The organism is Aurantiacibacter xanthus, from assembly GCF_003584015.1.
Lineage (GTDB): Bacteria > Pseudomonadota > Alphaproteobacteria > Sphingomonadales > Sphingomonadaceae > Alteraurantiacibacter > Alteraurantiacibacter xanthus.
Genome location: NZ_QXFM01000126.1, coordinates 21,560 through 42,235 on the forward strand (window position 1 = coordinate 21,560; position 20,676 = coordinate 42,235).

Annotated in this window: 21 protein-coding genes; 14 read left to right on the top strand and 7 right to left on the bottom strand. The window is 63.8% G+C overall.

What is annotated here, in order from left to right:
• Positions 1-29 precede the first annotated feature (29 nt).
• The gene (locus tag D2V17_RS16300) at positions 30-1,484 is read left to right on the top strand and encodes a pyruvate carboxylase (protein ID WP_119593975.1); all 1,455 of its coding nucleotides are present in this window, start codon (positions 30-32) and stop codon (positions 1,482-1,484) included.
• Here D2V17_RS16300 and D2V17_RS16305 read toward each other — a convergent pair.
• The 3 genes from D2V17_RS16305 to D2V17_RS16315 all read right to left on the bottom strand — a co-directional run bounded on the left by D2V17_RS16305 (position 1,470) and on the right by D2V17_RS16315 (position 4,317).
• Complete coding sequence (locus D2V17_RS16305) at positions 1,470-2,714, bottom strand: MFS transporter (RefSeq protein ID WP_191229245.1); 1,245 nt, start codon at positions 2,712-2,714, stop codon at positions 1,470-1,472. The two genes, D2V17_RS16300 and D2V17_RS16305, sit on opposite strands and share 15 nt — an antisense overlap.
• An 11-nt stretch (positions 2,715-2,725) precedes the next feature.
• Positions 2,726-3,475: a glucose 1-dehydrogenase gene (locus D2V17_RS16310; protein ID WP_119593979.1), complete on the bottom strand. Its 750-nt coding sequence runs from the start codon at positions 3,473-3,475 to the stop codon at positions 2,726-2,728.
• A gap of 131 nt (positions 3,476-3,606) precedes the next feature.
• Complete coding sequence (locus tag D2V17_RS16315; protein ID WP_119593981.1) at positions 3,607-4,317, bottom strand: TetR/AcrR family transcriptional regulator; 711 nt, start codon at positions 4,315-4,317, stop codon at positions 3,607-3,609.
• A gap of 350 nt (positions 4,318-4,667) precedes the next feature.
• Here D2V17_RS16315 and D2V17_RS16320 point away from each other — a divergent pair, with 350 nt between their 5' ends.
• The 10 genes from D2V17_RS16320 to D2V17_RS16365 all read left to right on the top strand — a co-directional run bounded on the left by D2V17_RS16320 (position 4,668) and on the right by D2V17_RS16365 (position 15,008).
• Complete coding sequence (locus tag D2V17_RS16320; RefSeq protein ID WP_119593983.1) at positions 4,668-5,045, top strand: nuclear transport factor 2 family protein; 378 nt, start codon at positions 4,668-4,670, stop codon at positions 5,043-5,045.
• A 77-nt stretch (positions 5,046-5,122) separates the two neighbouring features.
• The gene (locus D2V17_RS16325) at positions 5,123-6,199 is read left to right on the top strand and encodes an LLM class flavin-dependent oxidoreductase (protein ID WP_245978771.1); all 1,077 of its coding nucleotides are present in this window, start codon (positions 5,123-5,125) and stop codon (positions 6,197-6,199) included.
• Positions 6,200-6,202: 3 nt separating this feature from the next.
• Positions 6,203-6,949 carry an SDR family NAD(P)-dependent oxidoreductase gene (locus D2V17_RS16330; protein ID WP_119593987.1) on the top strand — a complete coding sequence of 249 codons (747 nt, stop codon included), beginning with the start codon at positions 6,203-6,205 and terminating at the stop codon, positions 6,947-6,949.
• 51 nt (positions 6,950-7,000) lie between these two features.
• Complete coding sequence (locus D2V17_RS16335; RefSeq protein ID WP_119593989.1) at positions 7,001-9,517, top strand: TonB-dependent receptor; 2,517 nt, start codon at positions 7,001-7,003, stop codon at positions 9,515-9,517.
• A gap of 51 nt (positions 9,518-9,568) precedes the next feature.
• On the top strand, positions 9,569-10,054 hold the full coding sequence (gene accB, locus D2V17_RS16340) for an acetyl-CoA carboxylase biotin carboxyl carrier protein (protein ID WP_119593991.1): 486 nt from the start codon (positions 9,569-9,571) through the stop codon (positions 10,052-10,054).
• Positions 10,054-11,421, top strand: a complete 1,368-nt coding sequence (locus D2V17_RS16345) for an acetyl-CoA carboxylase biotin carboxylase subunit (protein ID WP_119593993.1) — start codon at positions 10,054-10,056, stop codon at positions 11,419-11,421. Before accB ends, D2V17_RS16345 begins: the two co-directional genes overlap by 1 nt.
• Positions 11,418-11,840 (top strand): biotin/lipoyl-containing protein, encoded by a 423-nt coding sequence (locus D2V17_RS16350; RefSeq protein ID WP_119593995.1) that lies wholly within the window; start codon positions 11,418-11,420, stop codon positions 11,838-11,840. The genes D2V17_RS16345 and D2V17_RS16350 overlap by 4 nt, the downstream gene beginning before the upstream one ends.
• Positions 11,837-13,255: a 3-hydroxyacyl-CoA dehydrogenase NAD-binding domain-containing protein gene (locus D2V17_RS16355; protein ID WP_119593996.1), complete on the top strand. Its 1,419-nt coding sequence runs from the start codon at positions 11,837-11,839 to the stop codon at positions 13,253-13,255. The genes D2V17_RS16350 and D2V17_RS16355 overlap by 4 nt, the downstream gene beginning before the upstream one ends.
• On the top strand, positions 13,252-14,031 hold the full coding sequence (locus D2V17_RS16360; RefSeq protein WP_119594012.1) for an enoyl-CoA hydratase-related protein: 780 nt from the start codon (positions 13,252-13,254) through the stop codon (positions 14,029-14,031). The genes D2V17_RS16355 and D2V17_RS16360 overlap by 4 nt, the downstream gene beginning before the upstream one ends.
• Positions 14,016-15,008 (top strand): NAD(P)H-dependent flavin oxidoreductase, encoded by a 993-nt coding sequence (locus tag D2V17_RS16365; protein ID WP_119593998.1) that lies wholly within the window; start codon positions 14,016-14,018, stop codon positions 15,006-15,008. Before D2V17_RS16360 ends, D2V17_RS16365 begins: the two co-directional genes overlap by 16 nt.
• Positions 15,009-15,022: 14 nt before the next feature.
• On the opposite strand, the gene D2V17_RS16370 is transcribed toward D2V17_RS16365, so the two are convergent.
• The 4 genes from D2V17_RS16370 to D2V17_RS16385 form a co-directional block, all read right to left on the bottom strand.
• The gene (locus tag D2V17_RS16370; protein WP_119594000.1) at positions 15,023-15,820 is read right to left on the bottom strand and encodes an enoyl-CoA hydratase/isomerase family protein; all 798 of its coding nucleotides are present in this window, start codon (positions 15,818-15,820) and stop codon (positions 15,023-15,025) included.
• Positions 15,820-16,479 (bottom strand): 3-oxoacid CoA-transferase subunit B, encoded by a 660-nt coding sequence (locus tag D2V17_RS16375; RefSeq protein WP_220474145.1) that lies wholly within the window; start codon positions 16,477-16,479, stop codon positions 15,820-15,822. The genes D2V17_RS16370 and D2V17_RS16375 overlap by 1 nt, the downstream gene beginning before the upstream one ends.
• Positions 16,476-17,159 carry a 3-oxoacid CoA-transferase subunit A gene (locus tag D2V17_RS16380; protein ID WP_119594002.1) on the bottom strand — a complete coding sequence of 228 codons (684 nt, stop codon included), beginning with the start codon at positions 17,157-17,159 and terminating at the stop codon, positions 16,476-16,478. The genes D2V17_RS16375 and D2V17_RS16380 overlap by 4 nt, the downstream gene beginning before the upstream one ends.
• 88 nt (positions 17,160-17,247) lie before the next feature.
• Entirely contained in the window at positions 17,248-17,778 is a 531-nt protein-coding gene (locus tag D2V17_RS16385) for a flavin reductase family protein (protein ID WP_119594004.1), read from the bottom strand.
• 82 nt (positions 17,779-17,860) lie between these two features.
• Here D2V17_RS16385 and ribB point away from each other — a divergent pair, with 82 nt between their 5' ends.
• From ribB to D2V17_RS16400, 3 genes are all read left to right on the top strand, one after another.
• Positions 17,861-18,958 (top strand): 3,4-dihydroxy-2-butanone-4-phosphate synthase, encoded by a 1,098-nt coding sequence (ribB, locus tag D2V17_RS16390; protein ID WP_245978772.1) that lies wholly within the window; start codon positions 17,861-17,863, stop codon positions 18,956-18,958.
• A gap of 63 nt (positions 18,959-19,021) precedes the next feature.
• Entirely contained in the window at positions 19,022-19,768 is a 747-nt protein-coding gene (locus D2V17_RS16395) for an electron transfer flavoprotein subunit beta/FixA family protein (RefSeq protein WP_119594008.1), read from the top strand.
• The coding region (locus D2V17_RS16400) for an electron transfer flavoprotein subunit alpha/FixB family protein (protein ID WP_147367449.1) at positions 19,768-20,676 on the top strand (909 nt) is incomplete at its 3' end. The genes D2V17_RS16395 and D2V17_RS16400, both read left to right, overlap by 1 nt.

Below are 20,676 nucleotides of genomic sequence, written 5' to 3' on the forward strand. Positions count from 1 at the left end.
GACCAGATGGTTGGCGAGAGGAACTGACAATGGCTCATGTTGAATTTCTGGACGAGACCATGCGGGATGGTCAGCAAAGCCTCTGGGGCTTGCGCATGCGTGCCGGCATGGCGCTGCCGGTCGCGCCGCTGCTCGATAAGACGGGCTTTTCGACGATAGACCTGACGGGCGGCGGCATGCTCGACGTGCTGACCCGCTACTGTCAGGAAAACTACTGGGAAGGGCTGGACCTGCTGGTCGAAGCCATGCCCGAGACGCCTTTGCGCGCAGGGTTGCGCGCCAATGCCAATGTCACCTTCAGCGTCAGCCCGCGTGCGCTGATGGACCTGTGGGTGCGCCGTCTGTGCGCGCATGGCATCCGCTCGTTCTGGATCTACGATGTCCTCTTCGGCATGGACAACATGCTGCGGCTCGCCAAGGTCGCCAAGGAAGCCGATGCCAAGGTGGCGGGCGCGATCATGTTCGCGCTCTCGCCCGTGCATACGAACGACTACTTCGCCGACAAGGTGCGCCAGCTGGCCGCGAGCCCGGACATCGATTCCATCCTGCTTTACGACACCGCCGGTGTGCTGGAGAAGGAGCGGCTCGAAGGCTTGCTACCCAAGCTGGTGGCGCAGGCCAACGGCAAGCCGATCGAGTTCCACGCCAACAACCTGCTCGGCCTTTCGGGCAAGGCCTACTGCGATGCGGTGGATCTGGGGGTCAGCGTGCTGCACACGGCCAGCAAGCCGATGGCGAACGGTCCTTCGGTGCCCTCGACCGAGATTACCGCGCGCAATATGGAGCTGAAAGGGCACACTCACTCGCTCGACAAGAGCCTGTTCCAGCCCGTCGCCGATCATTTCCGCGCGGTCGGCCAGTCGGCCGGGTTCCTCATCGACCAGTATGCCGAATACGACGCTTTTTCGGAACAGCACCAGATTCCGGGCGGGATGATGGGCACGTTCAAGGCGCAGCTTGCACAGCACAACATGACCGACCGCCTGTCCGACGTGCTGGACGAGGTGGCCGCTGTCCGGCGCGATCTCGGCTATCCCGGCATGGCGACTCCGTTCAGCCAGCTGGTGGGAATTCAGGCGGTGCTCAACATCGTCACCGGCAAGCGCTACGGCACGGTGCCCGACGAAGTCGTGCAGTACGCCGCCGGCTTCTACGGCGAGACGGTGGCCCCGGTCGACCCCGAGGTGATGGACCGGATCATGAGCTCACCGCGCGCCAGGGAGGTGCTCGACAATCCTCCCGCCGATCCCGATCTCGACGAGCTCAAGAAGCAATACGGGACCGAGGATCTCGACGAACTGATCTACCGGGCCACGGTTCCGCAGGCCGATATCGACAAGATGCGCGCGGCAGGGCCGGTTCGGCGTGACTATCCGCTGCTGTCCTCGCCCGAGCTTGAACAGGCGCGCAAGCTGATGGAAATCGCCAGGAGCCCGGTGGTCGAAGTGAAGACGGCCGGGATGGATATCTCACTGCGCCGATAAGGCGAACTCGCGCTCGGCGGGGTAACGGCCGAGCGCGAGGAAACACCCCGCGCCGAGCAACAGCAGGCCAGCCGAAATGGTGAGCGGCCAGCCATAGTTGCCGAAAGTGTCATAGGCAAAGGCGAAGGCCGGAGGGGCAAGCCCCGCTCCCAGCGCGACGAAGATGTAGAGCCGTCCGTAGATGCGGGCGAAATGGGCAAGGCCGAGATAGCGCGCGGCCAGAAATCCGAGCATGTCGAACTCCATCCCCGTGGCCATGCCGATGACCATTGCGGCCATGGCATAGGCGACGAATTCGAGCGGCTGCTGGATCAGGAAACAGGCAATTGCCGCCGGTATGAGCACTGCCGAAGCCACCAGCGGCGCCCAGAAGATGTCGACGAAAAAGCCGACCAGAATCCGCCCGGCGACGATCGCCAGACCGAAAAAGCCCATGATCGAGACGGCCTCGCCTTGCGACAGGCCGCTATCGGTGAGCGCCGGCACCAGATTGGGGATCAGCCCGCCGACAGCGACATAGATGCAGAACGTCGCCACGCCGATGAGCCAGAAGCGGTGGCCGCGCACGGCCGCGCCCAGGGTAAGTCCGGCTCGCGGCGGCTCTGTCTCGGGCAGGCTCCCGGCACGATGCCCACCCGTTCCGCGTGGCAGGCCCAACAGGCACAGCGGGAGGATCAGCAGCAGGCAAAATCCGGCCAGCCAGATATAGGCTCCTTGCCATCCGCCCCATTCCAGCCCGGCAACGGCAATGCGCGGGGTGATGAAGGCGGCAAGGCCCGTGCCCGATAAGGCCACGCCAAGCGCCAGCCCGCGGCTCCTGACGAACCGGTCGGCAATGAGGAACGTCCAACTGACCGCGCCCGCTCCCGCGCCGAGCAGGGCCATCGCCGCATAGAGCAGGTAAAGCTGCCAGGCGCTGCCTGTCATGGCGGCGCAGACCAGAACCGTGCCGCCCAGTCCGACAATGCCGCCAAGGATCGATCGCCTCACGCCGAACCGCTCGACCAGCCAGCCTCCGAGTGGCCCGCCAAAGAAGCCGAGCCCGGTGCTGAAGGTGATTGCGGCCTGGATGGTCGCCCGACTCCAGCCGAATTCCGCTTCAAGCGGTCCGGTCAGGACGCCGATCGAATAAACCGGGAGCGTGGCCGGAGAACTGGTCAGCGCCAGCGCGGTGAGGATGACCAGCGGCCAGTTGCGCCGCCATTCCCCGCCGCGCGTTTGCGCCGGCAAGCTTGCCGGGGTCACAGCGCGGTAAGGCCGCCGTCGATGATATATTCGCTGCCGGTGATGAAGCCGGATTCGTCGGAGGCGAGGAACACCGCAAGGTTCGACACGTCCTCGACTTCGCCGACCCGCTTGATCGGAACCGAGCCGCTGGCGACCTTGATCTGCTCGTCATCAAGCGCCGCCGTCATCATCGGGGTGCGGATATAGCCGGGGTGAACCGAGTTGGCGCGGATGTTGTGCTCGCCATACTCGATGGCCACTTGCTTGGTGATGCCGCGAACCGCGAACTTGCTGGCCGCGTAGGCGACATTGGGGGTGCCATAGATCGCCACGATCCCGGAGATCGACGAGATGTTCACGATGGAGCCGCCACCCGCTTCGATCATCGAGGGGATCACGTGCTTGGTCCCGAGGAAAATCGCGGTCTGGTTGATCTGGCAGACCTTTTCGTAATCGCTGAGCGAGAGATCGGCGGTCTTCGCGCCCGGACCGAGGATCCCGGCATTGTTGATCAGCACATTGGCCGGGCCGAACCTCTCATGGGTCGCCTTTATCACGGCTGCCCAGTCTGCCTCGCTACCGACATCATGGCGCACGAACATGGCTCTATCGCCAAGTTCGGCTTCGAGCGCGGCACCGGCATTGGCATTGATATCGGTGAATACCGTCTTCGCACCTTCGGCGACAAAGCGGCGCGCATGTTCTGCACCCATGCCCTGAGCCGCGCCGGTGATAATTGCGACCTTACCTTCAAGCCGTCCCATCTCAACTCTCCCAAACCGAATCTAAATCGGAAAATTTTGGGTGAGATTAGCGATGCTGGGGAGGAAATCCATACCTCGGCAGGAAATCCGAAAATTTTTCCATTTTTTGGGCCGGCTGTAGGCGCCCCGATTCAGGTCTGAGCGGCTTCGAGTTCCAGCATTCGGATAATGCGCTCGGCCATTTCGACTCCGGCTTTGGTCAGGTTCTTCGGCTTGCGGTACAGCAGCCAGGTGATGATGGTCTGGTTGACGCTGCCGACGATGAGTGCGGCCGTCTCGTATTTGTTGGTGTCGCGCCTGATCCAGCCTTCCTCCATGCCCTGCTCGACCAGATGGCGGATGATCCGGGTGAAGTCGTCGATATTGGCTTGCAGCCCCGTTTCGCCAACGAATACGCTCGGCCAGATTTCCAGATAGAGCAGGCGCGCCCACTCGGAGTGCTCGCGCGCATAGTCTGCCGACATGGTCAGATAGACCAGCATCTTTTCGCGCGCCGTCATCTCCGCAGTGGTCGCATCGCGGAACGAGGCGAAGAACTCCGACAGGTGCGTCATCGGAATCTCGTAGGCGAGGTCTTCCTTGCTCGCGTAATACTCATAGAGCGTCGAGGTCGAGATGCCGGCTTCGGCGGCGATATCGGCGATGCGTGCGCGCGAGATGCCATCGCGGCCGAAAACGCGCAGGGCGGCGTTGAGGATCTGCTTTTCGGTCCGTCGGCTGCGGTCTTGCTTGCGTTCGGACTCTCTTGTCGAGCGGACGATCACGTCCTCGATCAGTCGGTCCCAGTCAGTAGCTTCCGCAGTTTTGGAAGATACGGGTTCAATACTCGCTTCGCTGGCCAATTTTTGCCCCAATTTCGGAAATTTCGTCGATTTTGCACTGTTGTGTCGACGCGTCAAGTTTCAAGCGACTGTGCGGCCTTGATTGCGATTTGCGGCGCATATTCCGTTGCGGAGTTGGCCGGAAAAGGCGGGACGGGAGGCCCTGTGTTCCGCTACTCAATCGGCCTTTGGAAGACTTTTTCCGAATATTTTTCGATTTTATTTGACGCTGCGAGCCTGGCTGGATAGACCGAGCATCACAGAAAAGGGGCGCAAAGCCCTTGGTGGAGAGAGCTTATGATTTCAGGCTGCAAGCCCTGCTTTCGCATCGTCCCTGCCGGGCGTGTCTCGCTGATGGCGGAGGCCGGACGATGACCGGTCCTGCCGAGTGTGCGAAGAGGCTGATCGACGCCTACAACAGGCAGGACTTTGAGGGGCTGCGTGCGCTCATCGTCGAAGATCTGGACTTTGCCCATTTCAATCGCGGGTTCGCCCTGAACAAGCGGGACGAACTGATCGCAACCCTCGAAGCCTTCGTTTCCGACTATATGACGGAACGGCACTTCGAGCCGGCAGAGCGGATCACCGAACATGGCGACATGGTGGTGCTCGAATCCTGGTACGTCGGCACCACGAAGGTCGACCTGCCCGGCTTCGGCGCTGCGGGCGAGAGTTTCCGTCTCAAATTCTGCAGCGTCATGCGCTTCAACGACGAGGGCTTGCTCGTCGAATGGAAGGATTACGGCTGACCGATCGGTCGGCCCCGGCAAACAGAACACCGGACCAAACAGCATACCGGAGTGGAGAGATCGCAATGAAAGTCGGAATGTTTCAAACGCCCTTCGTCAGGCCTGAGCGGACCCCGCGGCAGGTTTTCGAGTGGGCGCTGCGGCAGGCTGTCCATGCCGACAGGATCGGCTTCAGCGAATATTGGGTGGGCGAACACGGTACGCTCAACTGGGAGGGCATTCCCAGCCCCGAGCTGGTGATTGCCGCTGCCGCGCTGCAGACCGAGCAGATCAAGTTCGGCCCGCTGGCGCACCTGCTGCCTTATCACCACCCGGCGACGCTGGCCGTGCAGACCGCCTGGCTGAGCCAGATCCTCGAAGGCCGGTATATGCTCGGTGTTGCGACCGGCGCCTATCCGACCGACGCGGCGCTTCGCGGTATCACCGACATGAAGCAGAACCACGAGATGATGCTCGAAGCTATCGACATTATGGAGCGGGTATGGAAGGCCGAGCCCTTCCACTTCGAAGGCAAATACTGGAACGCCGGTTTCCCCGAAAATGACGGGAAGAAACATCTGCGCGACGTTCGTCCGTGGAACAATGATATCCAGATGGCCATGACCGGGCTTTCGGCTCCGTCGCCTTCGATCGGCTTTGCCGGAAGGAACGGCTTCATCCCGGCCTCGGTCTATGCGGGCAACGAGTTCCTCAAGAGCCATTTCCAGACCTATCGCGAGGAGATGTCCAAGGGTGGCCGCCAGTCCGACCGGTCGGCTCACCGGGTGGTGCGCGATGTGATCGTCGCCGATACCGATGCCGAGGCGCGCGACCTCGCGATCAATGGCGGCATCGGCCTCGCCTGGAACGAATACCTCAAGCCGACCTACGAGCGCTTCGGCGTGCTGGGCGGGCTGGTGAATGACCCCAATGTCGATCCGGCGGACGTGGATGCGGAATATCTGGCCGAGCATGTGTGGATCGTCGGCTCGGTCGAAACCGTGCGCCAGAAGCTCAATCACTGGGTGGACGAACTGGGCGGACCTTTCGGTACGCTGCTGATCTACAGCCACGACTACATCGACAACCCCGAACCGTGGGAGCATTCGATGAACCTGCTGGCGAACGAGGTTATCCCGCATGTCGGGGTCGATCAGGAAGCCGGAGCGGCTTGAGTCATGGGTCGGCTGGCAGGAAAGATCGCGGTCATCACCGGTGCCGGGCAGGGCATGGGCGAAGCTCATGCGCGCATGTTCGTGGCGGAGGGCGCAAAGGTGGTGCTCACCGACATCAATGGCGATGCCATCGATGCCATCGCACAGGACCTTGGCCCAGATGCGGTCGCGATCCGGCACGATGTCGGCGATCCTGCCGGCTGGGACGCGGTGATGAAGCTCGCCAGCGAGACGTTCGGCGTCGTTAATGTCCTCGTCAACAACGCCGGAATCATCGGCCCGGTCAAAGGGATCCTCGATTTCACGGCCGAAGAGTTCACCGAGGTGTTCAGGGTCAACGAGCTTGGCACCTTTCTGGGCATGAAGGCCGTGCTGCCCGGCATGATCGATGCAGGCGGCGGTTCGATCGTCAACATCTCGTCGATTGCCGGAATGATCGGCACGCGGGCATCATCGAACGCGGCCTATTGCTCGACCAAGTTCGCCGTGCGCGGGATGAGCAAGCTCATCGCGGCGCAGTGGGGCCATGCCGGCATTCGGGTGAACTCGGTCCATCCGGGCTACATCCTCACCCCGATGATGATCGCCGCAACCGACGAGGAAGGCGGCGGGGCGAAGGAGGCAATTCCGCTGGGGCGTCTGGCCAGGCCCGACGAGGTATCGCGCCTCGTCCTGTTCCTGGCCTCGGATGACGCAAGTTTCGTGAGTGGAGCCGAGCACGTCATCGATGGAGCGATGATCGCAGGCTGAAGGCAATTTCAACGAGCCCCGCTTAGAAAAGGGGACATTGGGAGAAGTGCAATGGGAGATTCGAAGTATCTCTGGACGACATGCGCGGCACTGGCCGTTCTGGCCATTCCGGCGCATGCACAGGACAATTCCGGTTCCGATCGTGAAGATGCGCAGCAGCGCAGCTCCGCTCCCGGTACGATCATCGTTACCGCCAACAAGCGGGAGCAGGCAGCCAACGACGTCGGCCTGACAATCCAGGCCGCCAGCGCCGAGACGCTTGCCGATCGCGGCATCTCCGGCCCTGACGATCTCGCCAAGCTCGTTCCGGGGTTCACCTTCACCCAGTCGCTCTATTCGACCCCGGTCTACACACTGCGCGGCATCGGCCTCTATGATGCGACGTTCGGCGCGGCCCCCTCGGTCTCGATCTACAGCGATGAAATTCCGCGCAACGTTCCGACCATGTCCGACGGGCTCGATCTCGATATCGAGCGGCTTGAAGTCCTGAAGGGTCCGCAGGGTACGCTGTTCGGCCAAAGTTCGACCGGCGGCGCGATCAACTATGTGATCGGCAAGCCGACCAGCACCTTCGAAGCCGGAGCCTCGGCCTCCTACGAGCGGTTCGACCGGTTCGAGCTGGAAGGCTTCGTCAGCGGTCCGCTGTCCGATACGCTGAAGGGGCGTCTGGCCGTCAAGGGCGTGACGGGCGGCGCATGGCAGCGCAGCCTTTCGCGGCCCAACGACGAGAACGGGACCGAGCGCAAGCTCGCAGGTCGCCTGACGCTCGACTTCGAGCCAACCCCCGCCGTCCGCCTTCGTTTCATGGCGACAGGCGCGCTGGACAAGTCCGATCCGCTCGCCCCCCAATATGCGGGCACGATCTTCAATATCTACGGCTCGCAGGCTGAGCTGGATGCGTCCGGCAACCCCTATGGCTATGTCGATGCCACGCGCTATCAGCAGCTGACCGATCCGACGAGCCCCGGCTACGATGCGTCTTTCCTCGGGCGTCGTGCGGTTTTCGAAGGGCGCTTGGCGAGCAGCGATCCTGAGGTCGCTGCCGGAGCCAATGCGGCACTGGGCACGCCGATCAGCGACAATGCGCGCGACGGGGAATGGACCCCCGGCCTGCTGAGCAAATCGGACAACAACTATTACCAGCTTGCCCTGCGCGGCGATTTCGATGTGTCCGACACGATCACCCTGACCTCGATCACTGCGCTGGCGGAGAAAAACCTCGACTACAATCAGGATCTCGATGGCACCACCGCGCGGGTGGTCGACGTTCCGCTCGATGGCTATGTCAAGACGTTCAACCAGGAGCTGCGCATTGCCGGCAACAGCGATCAGGTGAACTGGATCGTCGGCGCGAGCTACGACAACATCGAAACCGAGCAGAACAATTTCTTCTACCTCGGCGCCTATTCGGGCAACGCGGATCTCATCTCGATCACCCTCAACAACTTCAGCTCCAAGCAGAAGTCGTACAGCGCCTTCGGCAATGTGGAATGGGAAGTGATGCCTGACCTCAGGTTGCAGGGCGGCATTCGCTACACCAGGAACGAACTGAACGCCTCCTATTGCTACAACGACCCCGCGATCGACACCGGGCAGGGGGCGGCGACGCTGTTCGGTTCAGGGCTAAACAGCGTTCCGATCACCATCAACCCGGGCGAGTGTTTCCCGACCTCGGGCGATATCCTGCTGGGCACGGCGGCCTCGACCATCGATCCGGTCCTGACCGGCTTCGATGAGGACAACGTCTCGTTCCGCCTCGGCGCCAATTACCAGTTCTCGGGCGGCACGCTGATCTATGCGACCGTCAGCCAGGGCTACAAGGCGGGCATCTATTCCGCCATCGGTGCATCGCGGACCAACCAGTACACGCCCGCAACACAGGAAAAGGTGGTCGCCTATGAAGCCGGGTTCAAGGCACCGCTCGGTCAGGGCCGTTACCAGCTGAATGCCGCCGGCTTCTATTACGACTATTCCGACAAGCAGGTGCGTGGCCGGGTGCAGGATACCGTGTTCGGCCTGCTCGAAAAGCTGCTCAATGTCCCCAGTTCCTATATCTGGGGGCTCGAAGGCGAGTTCACCGGGGAGCCGGTGGACGGGCTGAACTTCTCGACCAGCGCGACCTACCTGCAGAGCAAGGTCACCGGCAACTATTCGCAGACGCCTGATGGTCTGGCCGTCTACAATGCGGCGGGGTTCACCGGCGACTTCAGCGGCTCGAAGCTTCCCTACACGCCTGAGTTCAGCGCCAATGCCGATATTCAGTACCGGGCCAGCCTGGGCGGTGATATCGATGGCTTCATCGGCGGCACGGTGGTCTACACCGGCAAGCAGAACGCGACGTTCGAGACCAGCGTGTTGCAGGCCGACGACTTCGTGATCGACGACTACACCACGCTCGACCTGCGTGCGGGCATCGCTAGCCAGAACGATCGTTGGCGCGTGTCGGTCTTCGGGCGCAATGTTACCGATGAATCGTACGTCACTGCGGTCTCGACCTTCCTCGATACCTTGATCCGGTATCGCGGTCGGCCCGCGACCTACGGTATCTCATTCGACTTCAAGTACTAAGTGTCCCCAGAGGGCGGTCGGCTCGGCCGGCCGCCCGCATCTTGAGGAAACATGGCGGATTCAGCTCTTCCCGAAAACCTGCGCTACCTGATCGAGGAGTTCAATCGCTCCGGCCTGCGCGAGTTGCACATACGCAGAGGAGATTTCGAACTCCTCCTGTCCCATACCGATCACGCGCCGTCAGCGCCCGCCGCAAGCAGGCGACCTGCATCGCCACCGCCGCAGCAGGCGCCGCAGGCTCAGGCACCTGCCGCCCCACCACCGGCGGAGCAGATTGCCGATGGCTTGCCCGAGGGAACCGTCGCCATTGCCGCGCCGAACCTGGGCACCTTCTACCGCTCGCCGAAGCCCGGAGCCGCGCCCTATGTGGAAGTGGGCCAGCGGATCGAACAGGGGGCAGAGCTGTGCCTGATCGAGGTGATGAAGCTGTTTACCACGGTGCGCAGCGAAGTCAGCGGCACGGTTGAAGCGGTGCTGGTGGAAGACACCGCCATGGTCGAGGCCGGGCAGGCGTTGTTCGCGGTGCGAGCGGACTGATGGCTATCAAACGTCTGTTCGTCGCCAACCGAGGCGAGATCGCCCTGCGGGTCGTGAAGGCTGCGCAGGCCCTGAACATAGAAACCGTTGTCGCAGTATCCGACGCGGACCGGGAAAGCGCCGCGGCGAAGATGGCGGACCGGGCCGTGGTGCTTGGGCCCGCCTCCGCCGCCAAAAGCTATCTCGATCCCCGCCTTGTCGTCCACGCGGCGCGTGAGAGCGGCTGCGATGGCCTGCATCCCGGCTATGGCTTCCTGTCGGAGCGGGCGATCCTGCCCCGTCTGTGCGAAGACCATGGCATTGCCTTCGTTGGCCCACGGCCCGATGTGATCGAGGCTCTGGGCGACAAGTTGCAGGCAAGAGCGATGGCATCGGCGGCAGGGGTGCCGCTTGTTCCGGGCAGCGAGAATATCGCCAGCGGTGCCGATGCGCGCCGTGAGGGCGACCGCATCGGCTATCCGGTGCTGCTGAAGGCGGCCGCGGGCGGCGGCGGTCGCGGCATGGTCATCGCCAACAATGGCGACGAGGCCGAAGCCGGTTTCCAGCGCGCTTCCGCCGAAGCCGAGGCTGCCTTCGGGGATGGCACCATGTTCATGGAGCGCTTCGTTCCCGAAGCGCGCCACGTCGAAGTCCAGCTCATGGGCGATGGGCAGGGCAAGGTGCTCCATTTCGGCGAGCGCGATTGTTCGGTGCAGCGGCGCTATCAGAAGCTGATCGAGGAAGCGCCCTGCGCGGCCATGTCGGACGAGTTGCGCGCGAAGCTGCACAAGTCCGCCATCGATCTCGCGGCCAGCGTCAACTATCGCAACGCAGGCACCGCCGAGTTCCTGTTCGACGTGCAGCGGCAGGAATTCTACTTCATCGAGGTGAACGCGCGCATTCAGGTCGAGCATCCGGTGAGCGAGATGATCTCCTCGTTCGATCTCGTGCAGGAACAGATCCGCATCGCGGGCGGTGCGGGCCTGTCGGTCGGGCAGGACGACGTTGTGCTGTCCGGCCATGCCATCGAATGCCGTATCAACGCCGAGGACGCCGCGCGTGACTTCGCGCCGTCACCGGGCCGCATCACGCGGTGGGACGCCCCGACAGGCGAGGGGATCAGGCTGGATAGCCACATGGCCGAAGGCGCGATGATCCCGCCGTTCTACGACAGCATGGTCGGCAAGCTGATCGCCCATGGCAAGGACCGGGCCGAGGCTATCGACCGGCTGGTCGGCGCGATTGACGACTTCGTGATCGAGGGGGTGCCGACGACACTGGGGCTCCAGCGCGCGATCGCCACGCATCCTGACTTCGTCGCCAACACCATTCACACCCGCTGGCTCGAACAGGTGGTTCTGCCGCAATTCGGAAAGGATGCGGCATGACCGGCAAGAGCGACCCCGCCGCCGCAGCGATCGACAACGCGCGCGCGTTCATGGATGCCATGCTGCAAAGCGACTGGCTGGAACTGCACATCGCGACCGACGATTTCGAGCTGTTCATTGCCCGCGAGGGTGGTGGGCCCAACCCGATGTTCGCTGGTGCGGAGCTGGACGAAGTGCCGGCACCTGCCGCAGCGGCCAAGGCGAGCGCCATCACCGCCCCGCATGTCGCGACGCTCGTCTGGGCGGCGCAGCCCGGCACGAATGTTGCCGCCGGGGAGGCCTTGGCACGGATTTCGGTCCTCGATGAGGAAACGGATATCACCGCCGCCCGCAGCGGACGCGTTGTCGCGGTGGATGCCGCACCGGGCGAGCTTGTCGAGTTCGGCATGACGATCCTTCAGATAGTGGAAGCAGCATGACAGCACAGGTAGCCACACGCATTGGCGTCTGCGGCGCGGGAGCGATGGGATCGGGCATTGCCGAGATCGCCGCGCAGCACGGTGCCGATGTGAAGGTGTTTGACGTTAGCGCAGAGGCGCTCAAGGGCAGCGAGGCGCGGATCGACAAGTCGATCGCGCGGCTGGTCGAGAAGGGCAAGCTGACCGGAGCGCAGGGTGACGAGGCGCTTGGGCGTCTGCAATGGGTCTCCGATCTGGCCGACATGGCGGATCGTGAGCTTGTGATCGAGGCCGTGATCGAGGACGCCGGGATCAAGGCAAGCCTGTTTGCCCGCCTCGAAGAGGTGCTCGACGATAGGGCGATCATCGCCAGCAACACCTCGTCGCTGCCGATTGGCCGACTGGCGCGCACCTTGCGGAATTCGGGCCGGTTTTGTGGCATGCATTTTTTCAATCCGGCCACCGTCATGAAGCTGGTCGAGGTCATCTCCGGCCCGGCGACCGATCCGGCAGTCACCAACAGGGTGGCCGCGACAGCGACGGGCTGGGGCAAGGTTGCCATTCCGGTGGCCGACGTGCCGGGCTTCATCGTCAACCGCGTGGCGCGCCCGTTTTATGGCGAGGCGTTCACCGCGCTCAATGAAGGAGCCGCGCAGCCGCACGAGATCGACGCCCTGTTCCGCGCGAACGGTTTTCGCATGGGGCCGCTCGAACTGACGGACCTGATCGGGCAGGATGTGAATTTCTCGGTCGCCCGCTCGGTTTACGATTCCTATTTCGGCCAGACGCGCTTCGTTCCCCAGTTGCGGCAGGCCGCACTGGTCGATGCAGGGTGGCTGGGGCGCAAGAGCGGACGGGGCGTCTACAGCTACGACGATGGGCAGAGCGCCAGCGAGGAGATCGCCAGGCCGACCGAGGCAAGCGATGCCGACCGTGATCTTGCTAAACAGGTGCTTGGCCTGAAAGCCGGAACCTTGCTGGAAAGCGGCGGCGTCCTCATCGGCCTGACGCGCGGCAGGACCGCCGCAAGCGAGGCAAGGGCGGCGGGCAAGCCGGTCGTGCTGTTCGACCTGATCGCCCCCGATAGCGACGGTCCGAATGGCTACAGCGTATCCGACGAGAGTGCGGTGCAGGTGGCGCAATCGGTTGCGGCGGGCCTTGGCCGGGCGGCGGTGCGTGTCGCTGACCGGCCCGGATTGATCGTGTGCCGCACGCTGGCGCAGATTGCCAATGCCGCTGCTGATGCGGTGTTCGAGCAGGTCGCTGACGAACAGGGCATCGATTCCGCGCTGCGTTATGGGGCGAACTACCCGTTCGGCCCGTTCTCCTTCGCCGACCGGATCGGGCGCGACAGCCTTGTTTCGATCCTCCAGAACATCGCCGCTGCAACGGGGCAGCCGATGTATAGTCCGTCACAATATTGGAGCGCGCCGTGAGCAATTCCGACATCCTGCTGCGCGAGAAGCGCGACGACAAGGTGCTGCTGCTGCGGCTCAACCGGCCCGAGAAGTTCAATGCTCTGGCAACCGATCTGCTGGCCGCCGTGGCCGATGCGCTGGACGCGGTGGCAAGCGACCCTGACGTGCGCGCCGCCGTCATCACCGGTTCGGACAAGGTCTTTGCCGCAGGCGCCGATATCAACGAACTGGCGCAGCGCGACACCGATGGAGCGCTGGCCGATCCGCGGCCCGGCCTGTGGGCGCGGATCCGGGCCTTTCCCAAGCCGCTGATCGCGGCGGTGGAGGGTTGGTCGCTGGGTGCGGGCAACGAACTGGTGATGTGCTGCGACCTTGCCGTCAGTGGCGAGGGTGGCAAGTTCGGCCAGCCCGAAACCAATCTCGGCATCATTCCGGGCGCGGGCGGAACTGCGACGCTGCCGCGTCTGGTCGGTCGCACGCGCGCCATGAAGATGGTGCTGCTGGGCGAGCCGATTACCGCACAGGAAGCGCTTGCGGCGGGTCTGGTCTGCGAGGTCGTGGAAGCCGGCAAGGCGCTGGAGACCGCGCTTGCGCTTGCGGCAAAGATTGCTGCCCGCGCACCCGTGGCCATGCAGCAGGGCAAGGCGATGGTGCGCGCCGCTTTCGAGACGGAGCAGAGCGCTCATCTGACGATGGAACGGCAAGCCTTCGCGGCACTGTTCGGCACCGCCGACAAGAAAGAGGGCGTCGCCGCCTTCCTCGAAAAGCGCGCGCCGGAATGGCTGGGCCGCTGAAGACCCGCGTCACCGAGCTTCTCGGAATTCGCCACCCGATCATTCAGGGGGGCATGCAGAATGTCGGGCGCGCCCGCCTCGCCGCAGCCGTTTCGCAGGCGGGTGGGCTCGGCATGCTCACGGCGCTCACCTTCCCGACACCGCGCGCCCTCGCCGACGAGATCGCCCGGTGCCGCGCGCTGACTTCGGCACCGTTCGCGGTGAACGTATCGGTCTTCCCGACCATGCGCCCGCCTGACTACGGCGCGATTGTCGATGTCATCGCCGATGCGGGGATCGACATTGTCGAAACCGCCGGCACGCCCGAGGTGCGCGAGGTCTGGACGATGCTTCAGGCGCGCGGCATCCGGATCATTCACAAGTGCACCTCGGTACGGCACGCTCTCTCGTCGCAGCGGCACGGTGTCGACATGATCTCGATCGACGGCTTCGAATGCGCAGGCCATCCGGGCGAGGATGACATCCCCGGCCTTGTCCTCATTCCGGCCGCAGTTGATGCGCTGGAAATCCCGGTGATCGCCAGCGGCGGTATTGCCGATGCGCGCGGACTGGTCGCCGCGCTCGCACTCGGTGCCGAGGCGGTGAACATGGGCACGCGCTTCTGCGCCACGCAGGAGGCGGAGATTCATGACAAGGTCAAGGCCGCCTATGTCGCCAACGACGAGCGCCAGACGGATCTTATCCTGCGTCCGTTCAGGAACAGCGCCCGCGTTGGGCGCAATGCCGTCTCGCAGGAGGTGCTGGCGCGCACCAGCGGCGACGATCCCAGATTTGCGGACGTTGCCGATCTTGTGTCAGGTCAGCGCGGCAAGGCCTTGCTGGAGAGCGGCGATCTCGACAGAGGTATTTACTGGGCGAGCATGGCGCAGGGCCTGATCCACGACATTCCGACCTGTGACGCGCTGATTTCACGCATGATGCGCGAAGCGCGGGACATCATCGCTGCAAGACTGACCGGGATGCTCGTCGGCGGATAGCGCTCGGTCTGCACTCACGCCTCCGGTTCCTTGCCAAGGGCGGCGCGCACCGCGGCGTTGCTCTCGGGGTTCTCGACCAGCGCCGAAGATGCTTCCTGCGCCGTGAGATAGGCGTCCATCCACTCGGGCCCCTCGAACATCAGCGAGGCCAGCTTCCGCGCCTTGAGCGCAGGCAGCGACTTGCCCGCAATGGTGTCGGCCAGATCCAGCGCCAGTGGCAGGACGGCCGAACGCGGCACCACGTAATTGAAGAAGCCCGTGCTTTCGAGCTCCTTGGCGGTGAAGGCGCGGCCGGTGTAGACCATCTCGCGCACCTTGGCCTCGGGCATCCGCAGGCTGGCGAGCAGCCCAGCGCTGCCGCCGATCAGGCCGTAGTCGACCTCGGGGCAGGCAATCCGCGCATCGTTGCTGGCCACGCGCAGATCGCACATGCCTGCCAGCATCACGCCGACACCGATGGCAGCGCTGCGGATCGCGGCAATCATGGGCCGGTCGATGCGGTGGAACTGCGGCAGGCACTCGTTGATGAACTCGTAGCGTTCCTTGCGCCGGGCCGCTGTCATGCCCTCGAATTCGCGAAGATCGGCGCCGCCGCACCACGCGCGTGCGTCGTCGGGGGCGGTCAGCACGATGACCTTAACCCGGTCGTTACCCGAAACGAATTCGGCGAACTCTCGAATGTCCTCATAGGTCTTCAGCGAAAGCGCGTTGACCGGCGGTCGCGAGAAGGTGACGAGCGCAACGCCATTGTCCTGCAACTCGACCGAGAATGCGCCGAACCGCACCGCATCGGTGCTTTCCTTGCCGTACATCACTGGGCCATCGTGAGGTCGACGCCGGTCATCTCGCGCAAGCGCTCCAGCGTCAGGTTATCGACCATTTCCACGACCTTCGCCCCGTCCGGGCCGAGGTCGATCACGCCCAGCTCGCTGTAGATCCGCGATACGCAGCCAAGCCCGGTCAGCGGATAGGTGCAGTGCTCGACCAGCTTGCTCTCACCGGTCTTGGTGAGCAGGTTCATCATCACGAACACCTGCTTGGCTCCGATGGCGAGGTCCATGGCGCCGCCCACGGCGGGGATCGCATCGGGATCGCCGGTGTGCCAGTTGGCGAGGTCTCCGCGAGTGGAGACCTGGTAGGCGCCCATGACGCAGATATCGATATGGCCGCCGCGCATCATCGAGAAGCTGTCGCCGTGATGGAAGAAGCAGCCGCCATTCAGCAGCGTGACGGGCTGCTTGCCGGCGTTGATGAGGTCCCAGTCAATGTGGTCCTCATCGGGAGCGGGTCCCATGCCGAGAATGCCGTTTTCGCTGTGCAGGAAATAGTCGCCAGCGGAGTCGAGATAGTTGGCGACCTGCGTCGGCAAGCCGATCCCCAGGTTGACATAGGCGCCTTCGGGGATGTCACGCGCAACCCGCCTGGCGAGTTGCTGCTTGTCGAGGCGCTGGATGGTATCTGCGGCGCTCATGCTGCGGCCTTTCCTGCATCTGCAATCCGGACGATGCGGTCCACGAAGATTCCGGGGGTGACCACGGTCTCGGGATCAAGCGTGCCGAGCGGGTCGATTTCCTCGACCTGGACGATGGTGGTCTTGCCGGCCATGGCCATGATCGGGCCGAAATTGCGCGCGGCCTTGCGGTAGACGAGGTTGCCCCAGCGGTCGGCCTTGTAGGCCTTGACGAGGGCGACATCGGCCTGAATCGGATATTCGAGCACGTAGTGGCGCCCGTCGATTTCGCGGGTTTCCTTGCCCTCGGCCAGCTTGGTGCCGTAGCCGGTCGGCGTGAAGATCGCCCCGAGGCCCGAGCCTGCCGCCTGAATGCGCGCGGCAAGGTTGCCTTGCGGGACCAGTTCAAGCTCAAGCTCGCCAGCACGATAGCGCTCCTCGAAATGGCGCGAGCCCACCATGCGCGGATAGGAACAGATGACCTTGCGCACCCGGCCTGCGCCGATGAGCGCAGCGATACCGACATCGCCGGTGCCCGCATTGTTGCTGATGATCGTGAGGTCGCTCGCCCCTTGCGCCACGACGCCGTCGATCAGTTCGGCGGGGACGCCAGCCTCGCCGAAGCCGCTGATCATGATGGCCGCGCCATCCTGCAGCCCTTCCAGTGCCTCGGCGACTGTCCTAACCTGTTTGTCGATCACCTGCTGCCTCTCCTAATTCCGATAAAATTTCGGATATAATAGAACTGGTGGAAATTATCGCAAGCCGTCTTGCGCTGCTGGTGGCCTTTCACGAGCCGCCGAGCGGCGTGGCGCGGCAAAAGGCGCCGTCGAAATAGAGCATGGGATCGGCAGTTTCGGCCATGTCCATATGGCGGACCTTGCCGATGAAAATCTCGTGCGTTTCGTAGACGTGGCCATCGAGAAGTTCGCATTCGAACGAGGCGGTTGCGCCGTTCAGGAAGGGCTGGCCACCCGGTGAATCGGCCCATTTGCCCGCTTCGAAACGGTCGCGACCTTCCTTCCCTCTCTGCGCGGAGAAGATCGCCACGGTCTCTGCCTCGTCGGCGGCAAGCAGGTTCAGCGAGAATCGGCGCGTGCGCCCAATCAGCGCGTGAACGCTGGCATTGCGGTTGACGCACACGAGCATCAGCGGCGGATCGGCGCAGAGCGAGTTCCAGGCGGTCGCCGCCATGCCGGTGCGCTCTTCCCCATCGGCCGATGAGACGATCGCAACCGGGCCCGGCACACGCCGCATCTGCGTGACGAACTGGGCGCGGTGAGTTTCGGGGCAGGGCGGTTCGATTTTGCTGTTTGACATTGGTGCATAAATCCGAATAAACGTCGGATTACTGTACATCGAGTTTTGCAGAACGCAAGCCGACATTGCGCAAACTCGCGTCTTGGGGAGAACGGCGATTACTCCGGTAGAGGATATTCTTGGCGAGGCCCGCGCGGGCCATATCTTCATTCTCGTGGATGACGATAATCCGGCCAGCACGGGCGATCTCGTGGTTGCGGCGCAGATGGCAACGCCGGTTGCCGTCAATTTCATGGCCGCGCATGGGCGCGGGCTCATCTGTCTGGCCTTGCAGCAGGACCGGGTCGATGCCCTCGGGCTGGACCTGATGCATGCACGCAACCGGTCGCGCCCTGACGAAAGCTATGCCACCTCGATCGAGGCGCGCGAGGGCGTTTCGACCGGCATCAGCGCCGAGGACAGGGCGCGCACCATTTCGGTGGCAATCGATGCGGCAAGGGGCACGGACGACATCGTCACGCCGGGGCACGTCTTTCCGGTCGTCGCCAGTCCGGGCGGTGTGCTCATGCGGGCGGGGCAGGTCGAGGCTGCCGTCGATATTGCACGGCTTGCGGGGCTCAATCCGTCGGCGGCGATCTGCAAGATCATGAACGCGGCCGGCGATGTCGCGCGGCTGCCGGAACTGCGCGAACTGGCGGCCGAGCATGATCTGAAGATCTGCTCGGTCAGGGATCTGATCGCGTACCGGCGCATGAACGACCGGATGATCGAACGCATCGGCGAACGCCCGGTCAAAAGCCGCTTTGGCGGCGAGTGGCGAGCGATTGCCTACCGCAACAAGATCAACGGCGAAGAAACCCTCGCCATGGTGCTGGGCGAGATCGGGCCCGACCGGCCGACGCTGGTGCGGATGCATCTGCTGTCGATCTTTCACGACGTCTTTGCCGAGGATACGAGCCGAACGGGCCTGCTCGAAGCCTCGATGCGGCACATTGCCGAAGAGGGCAGCGGCGTCATCGTCCTGATCAACCGGTTCGTGTCCGACTATGTCAGCCGTACGCTGGTGCCCGCGGGCGAAAGCCTGAAGGGCGGACAGGAGTTGCGCGACTATGGCGGCGGCGCCCAGATCCTGAGCGACCTTGGCGTGCAGCAAATGGTGCTGTTGACCGATACCCCCAAATCGCTGGTGGCCCTCGAAGGTCACGGCCTGTCGATTGTGGAGCAGCGCAATATTTCCTGACCGCCACGATCCGCGCGGACAATGGCGATCATATCTGAGCTTCGAAGTGGAGTTGGACCCATCATGAAAATCCTCGTGCCCGTTAAGCGGGTGATCGACTACAACGTGAAGCCGCGCGTGAAGGCGGATGGCTCCGGGGTAGACCTCGCCAACGTCAAGATGAGCATGAACCCGTTTGACGAGATCGCCGTCGAAGAGGCGATCCGTTTGAAGGAAGCGGGCGCTGCCGAAGAAGTGATCGCCGTCTCGATCGGCCCGGCCAAGGCGCAGGAAACGCTGCGCACCGCGCTCGCCATGGGTGCCGACCGCGCGATCCTCGTCGAGACCGACGCCGAGGTCGAACCGCTGGCGGTTGCCAAAATCCTCAAGGCGATTGCCGAGGCCGAACAGCCGGGCATTGTAATGCTCGGCAAGCAGGCGATTGACGACGATTCGAACCAGACCGGGCAGATGCTCGCCGCCCTGATGGGCCGTCCGCAGGGCACCTTCGCCTCGAAGGTCGCCATCGACGGCGATCATGTCAGCGTCACCCGCGAGGTCGACGGCGGTCTGGAGACGGTGAAACTGGCCCTGCCGGCGATCGTCACCACCGACCTGCGCCTGAACGAGCCGCGCTATGCCTCGCTGCCGAACATCATGAAGGCGAAGAAGAAGCCGCTCGACACCAAGACGCCCGACGATTTTGGCGTCGACGTCACCCCGCGCCTCAAGACCACCCACGTGGGCGAACCGCCCGTGCGGCAGGCGGGCGAGATCGTCCCCGATGTCGATACGCTGGTTGCCAAGCTTAAATCCCTGGGAGTTGCCTGATGACTGCCCTCGTACTCGCTGAACTTTCGGATGGCGCGGTGGCGCCCGCCACGCTGTCTGCCGTCACCGCTGCCGCGCAGCTTGGTGGTCAGGTGCATGTGCTCGTGGCCGGTGCGCAAGGCGCGGCTGACGAGGCCGCCAAGATTGCCGGTGTCGAGAAGGTGCTCCACGCTGGCGACGCCGCCTATGCCGATATGCTGGCCGAGAACGTCGCCCCGCTCGTGGCGGGTCTGATGGACGGCTACGATGCCTTCCTCGCGCCTGCCACCACCACCGGCAAGAACGTCGCCCCGCGTGTGGCTGCGCTGCTTGACGTGATGCAGGTGTCGGACATTCTCTCGGTCGAAGGTCCGAAGAGCTTCACCCGCCCGATCTACGCCGGCAACGCCATCGCGACGGTCGAATCGAGCGATGCCAAGCTGGTGATCACCGTGCGCACCACCGCCTTCGACAAGGCGGACGCAGAGGGCGGCTCGGCCAGCGTCGAGTCGGTGAGCGGCCCCGGCGATGCGGGCCTGTCGAGCTTCGTCGGCCTCGAAGCAGTGAAGAGCGACCGCCCCGAACTGACCAGCGCCAAGACCATCGTATCGGGTGGCCGTGCGCTGAAGGACGGCGAGACCTTCCAGGAGATCGTCACCCCGCTGGCCGACAAGCTTGGCGCTGCCATCGGCGCGAGCCGCGCGGCGGTGGACGCGGGCTATGTGCCCAACGACTATCAGGTCGGCCAGACCGGCAAGATCGTCGCGCCGGAGCTTTACGTTGCCGTGGGCATTTCGGGCGCGATCCAGCACCTTGCGGGGATGAAGGACTCCAAGGTGATCGTGGCGATCAACAAGGACCCCGATGCGCCGATCTTCCAGGTCGCCGACCTGGGGCTGGTGGCCGATCTGTTCGAAGCCGTGCCGGAA